This window comes from Anaerofustis stercorihominis (assembly GCF_005844425.1).
Taxonomy (GTDB): Bacteria; Bacillota; Clostridia; order Eubacteriales; family Anaerofustaceae; genus Anaerofustis; species Anaerofustis butyriciformans.
Genome location: NZ_SPHL01000006.1, coordinates 21,340 through 39,166, shown reverse-complemented (window position 1 = coordinate 39,166; position 17,827 = coordinate 21,340). Strand labels below are relative to the sequence as shown.

16 protein-coding genes and 1 tRNA gene are annotated in these 17,827 nt (G+C 29.7%); 7 read left to right on the top strand and 10 right to left on the bottom strand.

Features of this window, described 5'->3' with window-relative positions; all coding sequences use genetic code 11:
* Positions 1 to 94 precede the first annotated feature (94 nt).
* Positions 95 to 169, top strand: a tRNA-Arg gene (locus FGQ49_RS02935).
* Between the two features lie 64 nt (positions 170 to 233).
* Here the strand turns inward: FGQ49_RS02935 and FGQ49_RS02930 are convergent.
* From FGQ49_RS02930 to FGQ49_RS02915, 4 genes are all read right to left on the bottom strand, one after another.
* Positions 234 to 509: a hypothetical protein gene (locus tag FGQ49_RS02930; protein WP_138268422.1), complete on the bottom strand. Its 276-nt coding sequence runs from the start codon at positions 507 to 509 to the stop codon at positions 234 to 236.
* A 199-nt stretch (positions 510 to 708) separates the two neighbouring features.
* A complete protein-coding gene (gene hcp / locus FGQ49_RS02925; protein ID WP_138268421.1) occupies positions 709 to 2,340 on the bottom strand; it encodes a hydroxylamine reductase in 1,632 nt (543 codons plus the stop codon).
* A gap of 6 nt (positions 2,341 to 2,346) precedes the next feature.
* On the bottom strand, positions 2,347 to 2,535 hold the full coding sequence (locus FGQ49_RS02920; protein WP_138268420.1) for a ferredoxin: 189 nt from the start codon (positions 2,533 to 2,535) through the stop codon (positions 2,347 to 2,349).
* A gap of 16 nt (positions 2,536 to 2,551) precedes the next feature.
* A complete protein-coding gene (locus FGQ49_RS02915) occupies positions 2,552 to 2,884 on the bottom strand; it encodes a cupin domain-containing protein (protein ID WP_138268419.1) in 333 nt (110 codons plus the stop codon).
* A 138-nt stretch (positions 2,885 to 3,022) separates the two neighbouring features.
* Here FGQ49_RS02915 and FGQ49_RS02910 point away from each other — a divergent pair, with 138 nt between their 5' ends.
* On the top strand, positions 3,023 to 3,700 hold the full coding sequence (locus FGQ49_RS02910; RefSeq protein ID WP_138268418.1) for a Crp/Fnr family transcriptional regulator: 678 nt from the start codon (positions 3,023 to 3,025) through the stop codon (positions 3,698 to 3,700).
* Positions 3,701 to 3,839: 139 nt separating this feature from the next.
* On the opposite strand, the gene FGQ49_RS02905 is transcribed toward FGQ49_RS02910, so the two are convergent.
* Both FGQ49_RS02905 and FGQ49_RS10680 read right to left on the bottom strand, forming a co-directional pair.
* On the bottom strand, positions 3,840 to 4,262 hold the full coding sequence (locus tag FGQ49_RS02905; RefSeq protein WP_138268417.1) for a hypothetical protein: 423 nt from the start codon (positions 4,260 to 4,262) through the stop codon (positions 3,840 to 3,842).
* Between the two features lie 117 nt (positions 4,263 to 4,379).
* Positions 4,380 to 4,928, bottom strand: a complete 549-nt coding sequence (locus FGQ49_RS10680; RefSeq protein WP_138268416.1) for a sugar O-acetyltransferase — start codon at positions 4,926 to 4,928, stop codon at positions 4,380 to 4,382.
* Between the two features lie 182 nt (positions 4,929 to 5,110).
* Here FGQ49_RS10680 and FGQ49_RS02895 point away from each other — a divergent pair, with 182 nt between their 5' ends.
* The 5 genes from FGQ49_RS02895 (at position 5,111) to FGQ49_RS02875 (ending at position 12,630) form a co-directional block, all read left to right on the top strand.
* Positions 5,111 to 6,673, top strand: a complete 1,563-nt coding sequence (locus FGQ49_RS02895) for a type I restriction-modification system subunit M (protein ID WP_171020569.1) — start codon at positions 5,111 to 5,113, stop codon at positions 6,671 to 6,673.
* A 1-nt stretch (position 6,674) separates the two neighbouring features.
* Entirely contained in the window at positions 6,675 to 7,697 is a 1,023-nt protein-coding gene (locus tag FGQ49_RS02890) for a virulence RhuM family protein (protein ID WP_138268414.1), read from the top strand.
* Positions 7,694 to 8,887, top strand: coding sequence for a restriction endonuclease subunit S (locus FGQ49_RS02885; RefSeq protein ID WP_138268413.1), 1,194 nt, complete (start codon positions 7,694 to 7,696; stop codon positions 8,885 to 8,887). The genes FGQ49_RS02890 and FGQ49_RS02885 overlap by 4 nt, the downstream gene beginning before the upstream one ends.
* 15 nt (positions 8,888 to 8,902) lie before the next feature.
* A complete protein-coding gene (locus FGQ49_RS02880) occupies positions 8,903 to 12,016 on the top strand; it encodes a type I restriction endonuclease subunit R (protein ID WP_138268412.1) in 3,114 nt (1,037 codons plus the stop codon).
* A gap of 92 nt (positions 12,017 to 12,108) precedes the next feature.
* Complete coding sequence (locus FGQ49_RS02875) at positions 12,109 to 12,630, top strand: DUF6652 family protein (protein WP_138268411.1); 522 nt, start codon at positions 12,109 to 12,111, stop codon at positions 12,628 to 12,630.
* A gap of 3 nt (positions 12,631 to 12,633) precedes the next feature.
* On the opposite strand, the gene FGQ49_RS02870 is transcribed toward FGQ49_RS02875, so the two are convergent.
* The 4 genes from FGQ49_RS02870 to FGQ49_RS02855 form a co-directional block, all read right to left on the bottom strand.
* On the bottom strand, positions 12,634 to 13,149 hold the full coding sequence (locus FGQ49_RS02870) for a helix-turn-helix domain-containing protein (RefSeq protein WP_138268410.1): 516 nt from the start codon (positions 13,147 to 13,149) through the stop codon (positions 12,634 to 12,636).
* Between the two features lie 86 nt (positions 13,150 to 13,235).
* The gene (locus tag FGQ49_RS02865; RefSeq protein ID WP_138268409.1) at positions 13,236 to 14,030 is read right to left on the bottom strand and encodes a hypothetical protein; all 795 of its coding nucleotides are present in this window, start codon (positions 14,028 to 14,030) and stop codon (positions 13,236 to 13,238) included.
* A gap of 103 nt (positions 14,031 to 14,133) precedes the next feature.
* On the bottom strand, positions 14,134 to 16,722 hold the full coding sequence (gene clpB / locus FGQ49_RS02860) for an ATP-dependent chaperone ClpB (RefSeq protein ID WP_138268408.1): 2,589 nt from the start codon (positions 16,720 to 16,722) through the stop codon (positions 14,134 to 14,136).
* A gap of 30 nt (positions 16,723 to 16,752) precedes the next feature.
* A complete protein-coding gene (locus tag FGQ49_RS02855; protein WP_138268407.1) occupies positions 16,753 to 17,415 on the bottom strand; it encodes a CopG family transcriptional regulator in 663 nt (220 codons plus the stop codon).
* Positions 17,416 to 17,827: the final 412 nt, after the last annotated feature.

Below are 17,827 nucleotides of genomic sequence, written 5' to 3'. Positions count from 1 at the left end.
TTTGTATTTTAAAAAGCCTTTAAAAATAAGGATTGTTTTATTTGATAAGTAACTTATAATATGCTATTATATATAATGGTTTTTTACCTAAAGCGCCCCCTTAGTTAAATGGATATAACAAACCCCTCCTAAGGGTTAGTTGTGAGTTCGATTCTCGCAGGGGGTGCCATAATAAAGAAAATTAACCTCTTAGTATTAAATACTAAGAGGTTTTTTATTAATATCTTTATGGATTAAAAATCATCTTTTTTCTCACAAATTCGTCTTATGCTCATTATTCCGCTAAGCAGTAAAATTGCAGATAATCCAAAGAATACAACAGGCTTTATTATATCCTTTTGTAAACCAATTATCCCTGCCCAAATAAGTACTCCAATAATAAAAGTATATAATATGAAAATTATACCAATAAAAGGATACCTAACCCATTTACTTACTTTTTTATCTTCAAAAATAACTGATATTACACATAAAAATAATTCACATATAATTTCAATTATAAAATCCATAAGTACTTTCTCCTTTTTTAAGTACAATCACTAATAATATTTAAGGTATTATAACAAAATAATAATTCGTTTTTATCAATATCATAAATTGTTAATATATTGTTAAGTTTTGATAATTGAGAATTTAAAAAAGAGAAAATAATCATTGTATTAACAAACATTTATCAAAATAAAAAACAGCCTTATTAGGCTGTTTTATTTAATTAAAAAATAATTTAATATCATCTTCTACGCTTCCAATTCCTGCTATTTTAAATTCATCGACTAAAACTTTAGTAACATTAGGGCTAAGGAATGCAGGAAGTGTAGGTCCAAGATGAATATTTTTAACGCCTAAAGATAATAAAGCAAGTAAAACTATAACAGCTTTTTGTTCATACCATGCAATATTATAAACAATAGGAAGGTCATTAATATCATCTAAGCCAAAGATTTCCTTAAGTTTCATTGCAATTACTGCAAGAGAATATGAATCGTTACACTGACCTGCATCTAACACTCTGGGTATACCGTTTATATCGCCTAAATTCAATTTATTATATCTATATTTTGCACATCCGGCAGTAAGAATAACCGTATCTTTTGGAAGAGCTTTTGCAAATTCCGTATAATATTCACGGCTTTTCATTCTACCGTCACACCCTGCCATTACGACAAATTTTTTAATAGCTCCGCTTTTTACAGCCTCAACTATCTTATCGGCTAACTTAAATACTTGATTATGAGCAAAACCGCCTACAATTTCTCCTGTTTCTATTTGTGTCGGAGCACTGCATTTTTTTGCATGTTCAATAATCTGTGAAAAATCTTTTGTCTGTCCTATTTCTCCTTTAATATGTTTACACCCTGGGTAACCTGCTGCACCTGTAGTATAAACTCTATCTTTATAACTATCCTTTGGAGGAACAATACAGTTTGTTGTCATTAAAATAGGTCCGTTGAATGACTCAAATTCTTCTTTTTGTTTCCACCATGCATTACCATAGTTTCCTACAAAGTTAGGATATTTCTTTAATTTTGGATAATAGTTTGCCGGCAACATTTCAGAATGAGTATATACATCAACACCGCTTCCTTGAGTCTGCTGTAGTAACATTTCCATATCTCTTAAATCGTGACCTGAAACTAAAATCCCCGGATTTTTTCCTACTCCTATATTTACCTTTGTAATTTCAGGATTTCCGTAAGCAGTGGTATTTGCTTCATCTAAAAGAGCCATACCTTTTACTCCGTATTCTCCGGTTTTTAAAGTTAATTTTACTAAATCATCAACACTTAAGCTATCATCTAAAGTTAGGGATAACGCTTCTTGAATAAATCTATCTACCTCTTCATCTGTCTTTAATAGTGCATTTGCATGTTTAGAATATGCACAAAGCCCTTTTAATCCATAAGTTATAAGCTCTCTTAACGAACGGATATCTTCGTCTTTTGTAGATAACACACCTACAGTCTTTGCAAGTTCTTCCCAGTCTCCTTCTCCATTCCATAGTGCAGCTTTTGGTAGATTTTCTTTATTATCTAATTTATTTATTAAATCTTCTTTTGTCTTTAATGTTAAAGTAATTCTGTCTTTAATACTTTCTATATCAAAATTTGCGTTTGTAATTGTTGTAAATAAATTTATAGATACAAGATAATTTATATCGTCAGATACTTTTTTACCTTCTTGTCTAAGACGTGTTGTAACAAAAGATAATCCTTTAGTTACATATATTAATAAATCCTGCATATTTGCAACATTTGGTTTTTTACCGCAAACACCTACGGCAGTACAGCCTTTGCATCCTGCAGTTTCCTGACATTGATAACAAAACATTTTATTTTCCATATTTTTTTATTCCTCCATACTAATTGCAGATACAGGACAATTATCAATCGCCTCTTGTACCTTAATTAAATTATTTTCATTTACATCTTTATAAGCTTCTGACTTCCCATCCTCATTTAAACGAAAAACTTCATCACAGTATGTGCAACATAGTCCACATCCAATACAAAGTTCTTCATCAACAAATGCTTTCATATTAAAAACTCCTTTCTTAAAATACAACAACAAGCAGCATTTTAAATGCTTCTTCACCATATACCGCATGAGGGTGATTAGCAGGCATTACAATAGATTCACCTTCTTTTAGAATATATTCTTTATCATCAATAGTGATCTTACCTACTCCGTCAAGACAAGTAACAAAAGCATCACCGCCAGATTTATGTGTACTTATTTCTTCCCCTTTATCGAATGAAAATAATGTAATGCTTAATGCACTATTTTGAGCAAGGGTTTTACTTACAACCTGACCTTTTTGATAAGATATTTCATCTTTTAATAAAACTACTTGTGCTTGGTTTATATTTTTTATTTTTGTATTCATAACTTTCCTCCATATTAGCTTTTCTTAAATATTTTTACTTATTCACTTAGAATATTTATTTTTTATTTGATTTTGTAAATGTATAATACTATAATCAAGCCTAAGAAAATGTTGTATTTCCAACAAAAGGAGAAGTTTATGGAAAAATATTTTGATATATTATTAAAATGTCCTTTATTTAAAGGTGTTCAAGAAAATCAATTAAAATCAATGATAAAATGTCTTAATGGGAAAATTATAAATGTAAAAAAGAATGAAAATATATTTTTTGAAGGAGACCTGGCTCAAAATTTTGGAATCGTACTTATGGGAAAAGTTAAAATTATAAGAGATGACTATTATGGAAATAGAAGCGTTTTAACAATATTAAAAGAGTCAGAGATGTTTGCGGAAGTATTTTCTTTTGCGGGACTTAATTCTTTTCCCGTAAGCGTGGTAGCCGATAAAGACAGTAAGATAATGTTACTTAATTCAAATAAAGTAATGACAATGTGTTCCGCTTCCTGTCATTATCATAATTTAGTAATCAAAAATTTATTAAAAGAGATGGCACAAAAAACACTATCATTAAATAAAAAAATAAGATATATGTCAGAAAAGACAACAAAGAACAAGCTAATGCTGTATCTTTTAGATCAAGCAAAACAAAACAACAGCTGTGAATTTACAATACCTTTTGACAGGCAGGCTCTCGCAGATTATTTGGGGGTAGAAAGAAGTGCTATGTCGGCAGAAATTGGCAAATTAAAAAAATCAGGACTCATTGATACGAAAGGTTCTTGGTTTTGTGTAAAGAGGATTGATGAAGATATTTAAATAATTAAAAAGTTATATTTTCATATTCTAAAAAATCAAATCATGTTGCAATAATATAAGACTAATAAAGTTATCTATAATCATCATGCTTATAAAAACACAAAAAACTCCTTTGAATAATATATTCAAAGGGGTTATTTTATTCTTCTGTTTCATAAATAATATCACCGATAAAATAAACATATAAATCCATGGCATAAATTTCATCTTTATGTTTACGCCTTAAATAACCTGAATAGAATAATTTATTATACCCGTAAAGTTCATCTACAATTTCAAAACTAAAATCATCATATTTTTTGATAAACTCTCCAATTTCTAATTTTTCACTTTTGAACATTCCATATTCACCAAGACTGTTTTGAATAACCACACTTGAAAAATCAAAATCTACATTTTCAATAATAATACTGCCCGGTATTACGTTGTACGGTTCAACAAGTTTTACATATCCATTTTCAAATTCAAGTTTTATGTTACTATCAATAATTTTAATATTATTAACATACATATCATGTAAGCTATAAGAAAAAGGAGGATTATACTTATATTTTGTTTTCATCTATTTCCCTTAATTTATTGTAATATTTTATTTTTATTATAATTTTTTTATTTTATATTACAATTAACTTTTTCTTAAGAATTTAATAACTTATAATAAATCCCCCTAAATAAACCCTTATCTTTTAATCTCTCCTTTAATTCCATAAACCACGCTGTCTTTTAAAACATCTTTTGTTACAACGCTTCCCGCTCCAATTATCGCCCCGTCTTCTATAGTAATTCCCGGTAGAATAACGACGTTAGAACCTATCCAAACATCATTTCCGATTTTTATAGGCTTTGCAAATTCAAGCCCTCTTCTTCTTTCTTCCTTATTTTTGGGATGAGAAGCCGTTGTTATGACACAGTTTGGTCCAATAAACACATTATCTCCTATTGTAACTTTTGCCGCATCAAGAACAGTTAAGTTATGATTTGAATAGAAATTTTCTCCAATAGATATATTAAAACCGTAATCACAGTAAAAAGGCTGTGTTACTGTTACTATCCCTTTTATATGACCTAAAATATCCTTTAAAAGTTTATTTTGATTTTCTTTATCCGATGGTTTTAGATTATTAAATTCAAAACACAAATCTGCACATTTTTCTCTAAGCTTTAAAATTTCTTTATTATAATTTGCATCGTAAAGCATTCCTCTTTGTGCTTTTTCCCATTCGTTCATTTTTATCTCCTGTTTTTTTATTTATTATAATATACATTAAAAGATTTGATTTATTTATTATAAGTTTTATAAGGAAAAATTTCCCTAACAAAATTCTTATTTCTACAAAATATCCAATAAAATTGAAATGGGTTTAAAAATTATGTAAAATAAAATTAAATATATAACAAAGGATAAAAATTATGGCAGACAATAAGAAAGAAATGGAAAGAGATGAGCTTCATAGAGCTATATGGGCTATAGCCGATGAATTAAGAGGAGCAGTTGACGGCTGGGACTTTAAAAATTATGTCCTTGGCACAATGTTTTATAGATATATATCAGAAAATATATCAGAATATATAAACAAAGGAGAAAGAGACGCCGGTGACCTTGAATTTGACTATGCCAAATTAGAAGATGAACAAGCAGAAACAATAAGAGAAGATATAGTAAATTCAAAAGGCTTTTTTATTCTTCCAAGCGAACTTTTCTGCAATGTGCAAAATAAGGCAAAAAGCGATGAAAATTTAAACGAAACATTAGAAAAAGTGTTTAGAAATATTGAAAATTCGGCAAAAGGAACCGATTCAGAAAATTCTTTTGCGGGACTGTTTGATGATTTTGACGTAAACAGCAACAAGCTTGGTTCAACGGTTAAAAAGAGAAACGAAAGACTCGTTAAACTTTTAGACGGCATAAACAACATGAAACTTGATAATGTTCAAAATCACGATATAGATACCTTTGGTGATGCTTATGAATATCTTATGACAATGTATGCATCAAATGCAGGAAAATCGGGAGGCGAGTTCTTCACACCGGCAGATGTTTCGACTCTTCTTACGCTTCTTGGAACAGTAGGGAAAAAAGAAGTAAACAAAGTATACGACCCTGCCTGCGGTTCAGGTTCGCTTCTTTTAAAATCCGTTAAAGTACTTGGAAAAGAAAATGTAAGAAACGGTTTTTACGGTCAGGAAATAAATATAACAACCTATAACTTATGCCGTATAAATATGTTTCTTCACGATATAGACTATGACAAATTCGATATAGCCTGTGAAGATACTTTAACAAAACCAAAGCACTGGGATGATGAACCTTTTGAGCTTATTGTATCAAATCCTCCTTATTCAATAAAATGGGAAGGAGACAGCAACGCAACCTTAATAAACGACCCAAGATTTTCCCCTGCCGGAGTTTTGGCACCTAAAGGAAAAGCAGACCTTGCTTTTATTATGCATTCATTAAGCTGGCTTGCCACAAACGGAACAGCTGCCATAGTATGCTTCCCGGGGATAATGTACAGAGGGGGAGCAGAGAAAAAAATAAGAAAATATCTTATTGATAATAACTTTATAGATACTATTATCCAGCTTCCGGAAAACCTATTCTTTGGAACATCAATAGCAACGTGCATTATGGTAATGAAAAAGAACAAAACCGATAACAAGACTTTGTTTATTGATGCGAGCAAAGAATGCATAAAGGTAACAAACAACAATAAACTCACAAAAGAAAACATGGATAAAATACTATCAGTATTTAAAGAAAGAAAAGAAGAAGAACATTTTTCTTCTCTTGTGGAATATGAAAAGATAAAAGAAGAAGATTACAACTTATCTGTAAATACATATGTTGAACCACAAGATACAAGGGAAGTAATAGATATTGATGTATTAAACAAAGAAATAAAAGAGATAGTAGAAAAAGAAGAAATTTTAAGAGCCGAAATCGACAAAATAATCAAGGAGATTGAGGGATAACATGAAAAATCAATTTGAATTTTTAATGTATAAAATAGAAGAAGAAAATATAAAAGTAAATGCTTTTATAAAAGATGAAACAATTTGGCTTACACAAAAAGCAATGGCTGAACTGTTTGACGTAGATAAATCAACAATAAGCCGACATTTAAAAAATATTTTTGAAGAAGGAGAATTAAAACAATCCATGGTTGTTGCAGAATTTGCAACAACCACTAAGCATGGTGCCATTGAAGATAAAACACAAACTCATATAACAAACTTTTATAATCTTGATGCAATCATTTCAGTAGGCTACCGTGTAAATTCTCTTCGTGCAACAAATTTTAGAATTTGGGCGACAAAAATATTAAAAGAATATATGATTAAAGGTTTTGCAATGGATGATGAAAGACTAAAACAAGGCAAAACCTTATTTGGCAAAGATTATTTTAAAGAATTGCTGGAAAGAGTTCGTTCTATAAGAGCGAGCGAAAGAAGAATATGGCAGCAAATAACAGATATTTTTGCAGAATGCAGTATTGATTATGACAAAAATTCAGATATTACAAAAAGATTTTATGCTATGGTGCAAAATAAATTTCATTTTGCAATAACAGGTCAAACAGCAGCAGAAATAGTATATACAAAATCAGATCATAACAAAGAACATATGGGGCTTACAACATGGAAAAATGCTCCTGCTGGAAGAATATTAAAATCAGACGTAACAGTTGCAAAAAATTATTTGGATGAGAAACAAATTAAAAGTCTCGAAAGAGCAGTAAGCGGATATTTTGATTATATTGAAGACCTAATCGAGAGAGAAAACACATTTACAATGGAAGAATTTGCAAAAAGCATAAATGCATTTTTGGAATTCAGAAGATATGAAATATTAAAAGATAAAGGCAAAATATCAAGTAAGGATGCAAAGGAAAAAGCCTATTTGGAATACGACCAATTCAACAAGACACAAAAAATAGAATCTGATTTTGATAAACAAATAAACAAAATGCTTAAAGAAAACGGTGAAAACATATGAGCAAATTAGAACAACTGATAAATGAACTCTGTCCCGATGGGGTTGAGTATGTGGAGTTAAAGAACATTGCTGAAATGAAAAGAGGTAATTCGATAACAAAAAAGAATCTTATCTTAGGTAATATCCCTGTCATTGCAGGAGGTTTAAAACCCGCATATTATTGTAATAAACATAATAGAACAGGTGAAAATATTACTATAGCAGGAAGTGGTGTTAATGCAGGATATGTAGCTTTTTGGGAAACTCCTATTTTTGTCTCTGATGCATTCACAGTAGTTTCAAAAAATAAAAATATTATTTTAACAAAATTTATTTTTTATGTATTAAAAAATATGCAAAATAAAATTTTTAATACAAAAAAAGGAAGTGGCGTTCCTCATGTATATACATCTAGTATACAAAACTTCAAAATCCCAATCCCCCCTCTTCCCGTACAAGAAGAGATCGTGCGTATTTTGGATACCTTTACAGAGCTTACAGCAGAGCTTACAGCAGAGCTTACAGCAGAGCTTACAGCAAGAAAAAAACAGTATGAGTATTATAAGCAACAAATTTTCAATAACTTACAAAATTGTGAAATAAAGCATATTACTGATATAGCCCTTGTAAAAGCTAGAGTTGGTTGGCAAAGATTGACAAAAGCAGAATATTTACTAGAAGGAGATTATTATTTAATTACAGGAACAGACTTTCAATCAGATGGTACAATAAATTTTGATACTTGTATGTATGTTACTAAAAATAGATATGACATGGATTCTAATATCCAAGTTCATAAAAATGACATACTAATTACAAAGGATGGTACTCTTGGAAAAGTAGCATTTTTAAGCAAAGAACCTAAGAAGTTAACAACATTAAATAGTGGTGTATTTAGAATTAAAATTCTAGAAAAAAATATAATACCTAAATATATATATTATTTTTTTACTTCAAAATATTTTAAAGATTTTATTGAAAGAGTTAAAACTGGTTCAACCGTACCACATTTAACACAAAAAGGTCTTGTAACATTAAATATACCTATACCTGAAAAAGAAAAACAACAAAGAATAGTAGACATAATTGACCGTTTTGATACCCTTTGTAATGATATAACAAATGGTCTTCCTGCTGAAATAGAAAAAAGACAGAAACAATATGAATATTATAGAGATAAACTGCTTGATTTTAAGGAACTTTCAAAATAAAAAAGAGGTGAAAACATGAGCTACTTTAACATAGTTGCATCAACAACCGAAAACACCGTAATAACAGAATATAAACCGGGAATACAAACTGCAAAAGCATATCAAAGCGAAGCAGAACTTGAAAAAGAATTTATAAATCTGCTAATATCTCAAGGTTATGAATATGTAGATATACATACACAAGATGAACTTAAACTTAATTTAAGAAAACAGCTTGAAAAATTAAACAACTATGAATTCAGCAATATGGAATGGGAAAGATTTTATAAAGATTCCATAGCAAATAAAAATGAACATATAGTTGAAAAGACAAGGAAGATACAAGAAGACTATATCCAAGTATTAAAAAGAGACGACAACACATCAAAAAACATCTCTCTTTTAGATAAAAACAATATTCATAACAATCATTTGCAGGTTTTAAATCAATACGAAGTGACAAAAGAAGAAGGGGCAAACTACGATAACAGATACGATGTTACAATTCTCGTAAACGGACTTCCTCTTATTCATATTGAACTAAAAAGAAGGGGAATAAACATAAAAGAAGCCTTTAATCAAATTAACCGCTATCAAAGAGATTCTTTCTTTGCGGGAGACGGTCTTTTTGAATATGTTCAAATATTTGTTATTTCAAACGGAGTAAATACAAAATATTATTCCAACTCCACCAGATATAATGCCATAAAAGAAGCCACAACAAAAAATTCAAACAAAAATAAAACCAGCAATAGTTTTGAATTTACCAGCTTTTGGGCAGATGCAAACAATAAAATAATTCCCGATTTAATAGACTTTGCAAAAACATTCTTTGCAAAACATACAATTCTTAACATAATTGCAAAATACTGCATATTTACATCAGAAAATATGCTTATGGTAATGAGACCTTATCAAATCACGGCAACGGAAAGAATAATAAACAGAATACAAATTGCAAACAACTATAAAAAATACGGAAGTATTGCATCAGGTGGATATATTTGGCATACAACAGGAAGCGGAAAAACCCTTACTTCCTTTAAAACTGCGAGAATAGCCTCTAATTTAGATTTTATAGATAAAGTTATATTTGTCGTAGACCGTAAAGATTTGGATTATCAGACAATGAAAGAATACGACAGGTTTGAAAAAGGATGTGCAAACAGCAACACTTCAACTGCCGTATTGACAAAACAGCTTGAAGACGATAATGCAAGAATTATAATAACGACAATACAAAAGCTTTCAACTTTCGTAAAGAAAAACGAGAAACATGATATATATGATAAACAAATTGTATTAATTTTTGATGAGTGCCATAGAAGTCAATTCGGCGAAATGCACAAAGCAATAGTAAAAAACTTTAAGAAATATTATTTATTCGGTTTTACGGGAACTCCTATTTTTGCCGTAAATGCGAAAGGAATAAATAGTGGCAGCAATTTAACGACAGCTCAAACATTCGGGGATTTACTTCATACATACACAATAGTAGATGCCATAAACGACAGAAATGTTCTGCCTTTTAGAGTAGAATACAACAAGACAATGGACTATGAAGATAATATCAAAGATAAGCAGGTATACGACATAGACAGAGAAAATGTATATATGGCAAAAGAAAGAATCTCACTTATTACAAAATATATCTTAGACCACTTTGACCAAAAGACATATAGGGGAAACAAAACCTATGTTTTTAATTCCCTAAAAAATATTGAACAAGTTGCCACAAATAAAGATAAGAAGATTGAAGAAATAAAACAAAAACAAAGATTAAGCGGTTTTAATTCCATTTTTGCAGTAGCAAGCGTTGAAATGGCAAAGGCTTATTACAGCGAGTTTAAAAAACAAATGAATGAAAATAGAAATAAGCAATTAAAAATCGCTCTTATTTACAGTTATAGCCAAAATGAAGAAGAAGCAGATGGAATTTTAGGAGAAGAAAACAGCGAAGATACTTCCGCTTTAGATACAAACAGCAGAGAATTTTTGGAAGATGCAATAAGAGACTATAACAAAATGTTTAACACTTCCTATGATACAACAAGCGATAAATTCCAAAATTATTATAAAGATGTATCCCTTAGAATGAAAAATAAGGAAATTGATTTGCTTATTGTAGTAAATATGTTTTTAACAGGGTTTGACGCAACTACTCTTAATACATTATGGGTAGATAAAAATTTAAAAATGCATGGCTTGATTCAAGCATTCAGCAGAACCAACAGAATTTTAAATTCAATTAAAACATTTGGGAATATAGTTTGTTTTAGAAATCTTCAAAAAGAAGTAGATGATGCTCTTGCATTATTTGGCGATAAAGACGCAGGAGGAATTGTATTAATAAGAAAATTCAAAGACTATTTTTATGGCTATACAAACGAAAAGGGAGAAAACAAACCCGGTTATATCGACCTAATAAATAAATTAAAAGAGAAATTCCCGTTAAGTGAAGAAAGAATAACAGGGGAAGAAAGACAAAAAGAATTTATAATGCTTTTTGGCTCTATACTTAGAATGAGAAATCTTTTAAACTCCTTTGATGAATTTGAAGAAAATGACATAATATCCATAAGAGACATACAAAACTACACCGGAAGATATCAAGATATTAGAGATGAATGGATAAATAAAAAAGATATGGAAAAAGAAGATATAACCAATGATGTTATATTTGAAATAGAACTTATAAAGCAAGTAGATATAAATATTGATTATATATTAATGCTTGTGAAAAAATATCATGAAAGTCACTGCAAAGACAAAGAAGTACTAATCAATATACAAAACGCAGTTGATGCAAGTTATGAATTAAGAAGTAAAAAAGTTCTAATTGAAAACTTTATTGAAAGAGTCAATGAAACAGACAATATAGACGAAGAGTGGAGAAATTTTATAAAGAAAGAAAAAGAAAAAGAACTTGATAAAATAATTAAAGAAGAAAACTTAAAAGAAGAAGACACTAAAAAGTTTATTCAAAATGCGTTTAGAGACGGATATATAAAAACAACAGGAACGGACATTGACAAAATAATGCCTCCTGTATCAAGATTTTCTAAAGAGGGAAACAAACGAAAAGAGAAAAAACAAAAGGTTATTGAAAATCTAAAAGAATTTTTTGATAAATTCTTTGGTATAGGTTAAACACAAAGATAAAATTTATCTTTGTGTTTTTTATATACTCTTGAATAAAAATCCTTTATAATATATAAAAGAAACTAGAGGGAATTAATAAAATGAAAAAAAGAATTATTTTACCGTTATTGTTAATTTGTTGGCCTTATATGCTTCTTTTAATGTTTGCTTTACCGGATGAAGACACCAGACTTTTCATTCTTTTTCAATATCTCATATTCACGGTTATCGTATATGCGGCAAACATAATAAATGCTTATATGCTTAAGGAGGAAAACGACTTTTACACTCTTGCATTTTGGAATATGACAATAAAACTTATACATATTCCTTTTTTTGTCACTATGTTTATTGTGGGAATGATATTTATAATGGCAATGGTCGTTCCGGCTTTGCTTTTGGCCTCTCCGATTATTTGTCTTATTCTCGCATGTATGAATTATATACTCATTATGGTATCCTCTTCATACGGAATAAAAGCTGTTCTAAAAATGAAAAAAGAAAATATTTTATCAAACAAAGAAGCGACAATACATATCATAATGCATTTAATTTTTATTTTAGACGTAATAAGCTCTATAATAATCTTTAACAAAGCAAGAAAAGAATACAAAAAAAGATAAGTTTTACTTATCTTTTTTTAATGCTTTTTTTCTTTCTTTTAAAGATATTCTATTTGAACTGTTATACAAACCCACAAGTTCAAAAGAAGTTCCAAGCCCATAAAACAGTCCGCTTACAAATTGGGCTATGTTTTCCCTAAAAATAAAATCTAAATAAGGAATATAATTATTTAAAATTGCAAGAATAGTAAACAAAATTCCTAAAATTAAAAATCTGTTTACTTTTTTTGCTTTAAATGACTGTTCTTCCATAGAATAATTAATAAGCCTTTCCACAGTATCCTTTAATTCTTTTAGTTCTTCTATGCTCATTCTTCTTCCGTTTAAAAGCTCACTTATTGTTATATCGAATTCTTCACAAATCATAACAAGTAAAGATAAATCCGGCATTGTTTTTCCGTTTTCCCATCTTGAAACAGATTTATTGCTGACATTTAATTTCTCGGCAAGCTGCTCTTGAGTTAAATTCTTTTCTTCTCTTAAACTTTTTATAAATTTACCAATCTGAGATTGATTCATGTTAATTCTCCTTTTCTATCCCATACTTTAATCTCATTATGATATTTTTTATGCTTTTTATAAAGTACAGAGGGTGAGAATTCATGTTAATTTACAGTTTTTACCCCATCTTTATATTCTACTTTGTGATTTTCGTCTATATATATTTCAAATGAAGCATTTTTCCCATATTTTTCAAGTAAATCTTTCTCTATTTTTTCCATGCTGTCAAAAATGTGTCGTTTTTCTTCGTCAGTCAATTTATCCAATTTATAATCGTAAGAACGTATATAAATATAAAACTCATGTTTATCATAATTTAGATAATCTTTAGCACTTATATCTTTTACGTTAAACCAAGCCTGCTTTATCAAATCATCATAAAATTCGGGCTTTGGATTTCCTCCGTGATAAGATATCTCTACGGTTAAAGCCTCCATTTCTTTTTCGCTTAAATAAGGCGATATGCTCTCTTTCATAACTTTATCCCCGCAAATAGAAAAGGAAATATTCATAAATTCTAATGTAAGAGCTTGTTTTTTTGAATATCGTTTTTTACTGAGAAAAGAATATTTATCGTTATTTATTCTATAGGTATGGTCTGAGATTATTGCCATTTCTCTTTTATTATCAGCATTCATATAGGTTATATTCCATTCTTGGAATTTACCGGGAACATTTTCCGACAAGTACGGAGCAGAATGAACGATAATATATTCATCATATATTATACTTTCCTTTGTTTCTTCTGATACGCTTTCCCAATTACCTTTACCAAAGAAAATATCAAACTCATTACTAAACTTTTTAGTCCAATCTGAATTTATATTTTTAAATGTAAAATATCCGGCAATAAGTAAAATAGGAATAATAAATATAATAAGTTTTTTTAATATTTTCATTTCCCCTACCTCTTTATAACTTAAAATAAAACTTATCGTATGCTTCTAATCATATTTTACTTTATAAACAAAAAAAATAAAAGGACCAATTAAGGTCCTTTTATTAATATCTTACAACCAATTTATCATCTTCCACATCTACCTTTAATGTTGTTCCGCTTTCAAAGTTATTTGCTAAAATTGCTTTAGCTATTAGTGTTTCAACATGACTTTGAATAAATCTCTTAAGAGGTCTTGCACCAAATATTGGGTCATAACCATTGTCGATTATAAATGCCTTTGCTTTATCGCTTATAACCAAATGCAAGAATTTATCTTCAAGTCTGTTTTTAAGTTTTTCAAGCATAAGATCAACAATCTTAGATATTTCTTCTTTCTTAAGTGGTTTATAAATAACTATTTCATCTAGTCTGTTTAAAAATTCAGGTCTAAAATGTGATTTAAGAAGTTTATCTATATTATCTTTTGTTTCTTCTGTAATATCGCCGTATTTTTCTGTACTTTCAAGCAAGTATTCACTTCCAAGGTTAGATGTTAAGATAATGATTGTATTTTTAAAGTCGATAGTTCTTCCCTGAGAATCCGTAACTCTTCCGTCATCAAGGATTTGAAGTAAGATGTTAAATACATCGGGATGAGCTTTTTCAATTTCATCGAAAAGTACTACACTGTAAGGACTTCTTCTTACTGCTTCCGTAAGTTGTCCCCCTTCATCATATCCTACATATCCCGGAGGTGCACCTATAAGTCTAGACACACTGAATTTTTCCATGTATTCACTCATATCGATACGTATAATGTTTTGTTCATTGTCAAACAAGGTATAAGCAAGAGTTTTTGCAAGCTCTGTTTTACCTACCCCTGTTGGACCAAGGAATAAGAATGAACCTATTGGTTTTGATGGGTCTTGAATACCTGCTCTTGACCTGATTATCGCATCGCTTACAAGTCTTACCGCTTCGTCTTGACCGATCACTCTCTTGTGAAGTGTATCTTCTAAGTGAAGAAGTTTTTCTTTTTCGCTTTCAACAAGTTTGGATACGGGGATATGAGTCCATTTTGAAACAATCTTTGCAATTTCTTCTTCCGTAACTTTATCTCTTAAAAGAGTAGAATGTTTTTCTTTTGATTTTTCTTCTTCGGCTTTTAATTCCTTTTGAAGTTCTGGCAATTTACCATATTTAAGTTCGGCTGCTTTATTAAGATTGTTTACTCTTTGAGCTTGTTCTATTTCGCTGTTTACCCTGTCTATTTCTTCTCTTAATCTTTGAGCTTTTCCGATTGTGTCTTTTTCTTTCATCCATTTTGCTTTCATGGCATTAAACTTATCAGAAAGTTCAGCGATTTCCTTGTTGATTTCTTCAAGACGTTTCTTTGCAAGTTCGTCTTTTTCTTTTTTAAGAGCTGTTGCTTCAATTTGATATTGCATAATCTTTCTGTTTACTTCATCAAGCTCTGTTGGCATTGAATCCATTTCAGTCTTGATTAAAGCGCAGGCTTCATCGATTAAGTCAATTGCTTTATCAGGTAAGAATCTGTCTGTAATATATCTGTTTGATAAAATTGCTGCAGAAACAAGAGCTTGGTCTGTGATTTTTACGCCGTGATATATTTCATATCTTTCCTTAAGACCTCTAAGGATTGCAACTGTATCTTCAACACTTGGTTCTCCTACCATAACAGGTTGAAATCTTCTTTCTAGTGCAGCATCTTTTTCGATGTATTCTCTATATTCATTTAAAGTAGTTGCACCTATACAGTGTAATTCCCCTCTTGCAAGAAGTGGTTTTAATAGGTTGCCGGCATCCATTGCACCGTCAGTCTTACCTGCGCCTACTATCGTATGAAGTTCATCAATGAATAGAATAATTTTACCTTCGCTTTTCTTGATTTCATCAAGTACGGCTTTGATTCTTTCTTCAAATTCACCTCTGAATTTTGCACCTGCAACAAGAGCACCCATATCAAGAGAGAAAATACTTCTGTCTTTTAGGTTGTTTGGAACATCTCCTCTTACAATTCTAAGAGCAAGACCTTCTGCGATTGCTGTTTTACCAACACCAGGTTCACCTATTAAAACAGGGTTATTCTTTGTCTTTCTTGATAGTATTCTTATTACATTTCTTATTTCATCGTCCCTGCCGATTACAGGGTCAAGTTTATTTTGTTTTGCAAGTTCCACCAAGTCGGAACCATATTTTTCAAGTACATTATATGTGTTTTCAGGATTTTGATTGTTCACTGTTCTCCCTCCTCTCACCAAAGACAAGTTCTTTGTGAAGTTATCTTTTGTAACATTATATTTTCTAAATTCATCTTTTATAAAGCTTCCGCCTTCATTAAACATTGCAAGGAATAAATGTTCAACGGAAACATATTCGTCTTTCATATTCTTTGCTATATTTTCTGCAAGACGAATAACTCTATTTAAGTTGTTGCTTGCGTATAAGTTATCTACGCTGCTTGATGAAACTTTAGGAAAAGATTTTATTTTATTTTCTACTTCCGATTTTAATCCAGATACATTAACCTGCATTTTTTCAAGAAGTTCAGGAATAAGCCCTCCTCTGTCATCAAGTAATGCGTATAATAAATGTTCGGCTTCCATAACCGAGTTATTGTTATCTATAGCTAAATTCTGTGCATTTTGAAGTGCAAGAAGTGATTTTTCAGTATAGTCATTTGCATTCATTTTAAAACCCTCCTTTATGTTAAATAATCATTATATAATTGCATGAACCTTTTGCATTAAAGTAACATACTCTTTTTCAGCATCGGAGCATGCGTCATCAATATATGGAAGATCATTTAAAAATACTTTTAACACGCTGTCAAATACCTTTATATATTCTCCGATTAAAACTCCAAGGTCAACTTTGTCAATACCTTGTTCCTTTGGTAAAACAAATTGTCTTGTATATTTCTTTTCTTCTATCTTGTAACATAAATTATCCTCCAGTATTCCTCTAATATATTTTTCTTCAAGCTTTGAATAAAAATTCAAAAATCTGTTCATATCTCTTATTAAAGTCTGATTTGTCGTTCTTAAAGTAACTTTAAGCTCTCCAAATGAATACTTTGAATTGTCATATAACTCTACTCCGTATTTTATGGTTGGTCTGTATTTATATCTAAGAGAGCTGGTTATATTCATAAAATAAGGAGATGGATTAGCTAAAACTTGAAAAGTATTCATTTCCTTAAACATATTTTCAAGGGATGTAAATATTCCTTCAACCTGTTTTTGAGGTGTTGTATATGATACATAATCAGCCAAAATTTGATTTATTAAATTAGACCTGCTTGTACCCATTTTATAAGCCGCTTCATCAACTTTTTCTACGACTTCATCCATTAATACTAAACTATATACACTTTTTCCCATTTTACCTGCACCTTTCCTTTATTTTGGCTAAATTATATACCTGATTATATAATTTGTCAATAGAATTATATAATTTTAATTACAAATTAATAATTTTATAATATTTATTTATCTAAAACCTTTCAAACAACCAAAACCCTTTTAAATAAAGGGTTTTAGCCTAATCAAATGTATTTTTTTACCTTTAATTTTAATATTTTATACCTTAAATTTGACAAAAAATATAAAAACTTGTTTGGAAATTTAATAATTTTTTTTAAATTTTAATAAACATAAAATAAAATTATTATATATGATGTAGAAAAATGTATTTTTATAAAAAATTTATGATATTATAAAAATAAACTAACTATAATTCATTATAATAAATTTAGGAGGGATTTAATTGAAATCAAATAAAGCACCTATTTTA

Excerpts from the sequence above, each read along its gene's own strand:
- FGQ49_RS02875 (WP_138268411.1), top strand. The coding sequence starts at position 12,109 with ATGAAAAAAAGAATTATTTTACCGTTATTGTTAATTTGTTGGCCTTAT.
- hcp (WP_138268421.1), bottom strand. The coding sequence starts at position 2,340 with ATGGAAAATAAAATGTTTTGTTATCAATGTCAGGAAACTGCAGGATGC.
- FGQ49_RS10680 (WP_138268416.1), bottom strand. The coding sequence starts at position 4,928 with ATGAACGAATGGGAAAAAGCACAAAGAGGAATGCTTTACGATGCAAAT.
- FGQ49_RS02855 (WP_138268407.1), bottom strand. The coding sequence starts at position 17,415 with ATGGGAAAAAGTGTATATAGTTTAGTATTAATGGATGAAGTCGTAGAA.
- FGQ49_RS02885 (WP_138268413.1), top strand. The coding sequence starts at position 7,694 with ATGAGCAAATTAGAACAACTGATAAATGAACTCTGTCCCGATGGGGTT.
- FGQ49_RS02930 (WP_138268422.1), bottom strand. The coding sequence starts at position 509 with ATGGATTTTATAATTGAAATTATATGTGAATTATTTTTATGTGTAATA.
- FGQ49_RS02865 (WP_138268409.1), bottom strand. The coding sequence starts at position 14,030 with ATGAAAATATTAAAAAAACTTATTATATTTATTATTCCTATTTTACTT.
- FGQ49_RS02905 (WP_138268417.1), bottom strand. The coding sequence starts at position 4,262 with ATGAAAACAAAATATAAGTATAATCCTCCTTTTTCTTATAGCTTACAT.
- clpB (WP_138268408.1), bottom strand. The coding sequence starts at position 16,722 with ATGAATGCAAATGACTATACTGAAAAATCACTTCTTGCACTTCAAAAT.
- FGQ49_RS02870 (WP_138268410.1), bottom strand. The coding sequence starts at position 13,149 with ATGAATCAATCTCAGATTGGTAAATTTATAAAAAGTTTAAGAGAAGAA.
- FGQ49_RS02890 (WP_138268414.1), top strand. The coding sequence starts at position 6,675 with ATGAAAAATCAATTTGAATTTTTAATGTATAAAATAGAAGAAGAAAAT.
- FGQ49_RS02910 (WP_138268418.1), top strand. The coding sequence starts at position 3,023 with ATGGAAAAATATTTTGATATATTATTAAAATGTCCTTTATTTAAAGGT.
- FGQ49_RS02880 (WP_138268412.1), top strand. The coding sequence starts at position 8,903 with ATGAGCTACTTTAACATAGTTGCATCAACAACCGAAAACACCGTAATA.
- FGQ49_RS02915 (WP_138268419.1), bottom strand. The coding sequence starts at position 2,884 with ATGAATACAAAAATAAAAAATATAAACCAAGCACAAGTAGTTTTATTA.
- FGQ49_RS02920 (WP_138268420.1), bottom strand. The coding sequence starts at position 2,535 with ATGAAAGCATTTGTTGATGAAGAACTTTGTATTGGATGTGGACTATGT.
- FGQ49_RS02895 (WP_171020569.1), top strand. The coding sequence starts at position 5,111 with ATGGCAGACAATAAGAAAGAAATGGAAAGAGATGAGCTTCATAGAGCT.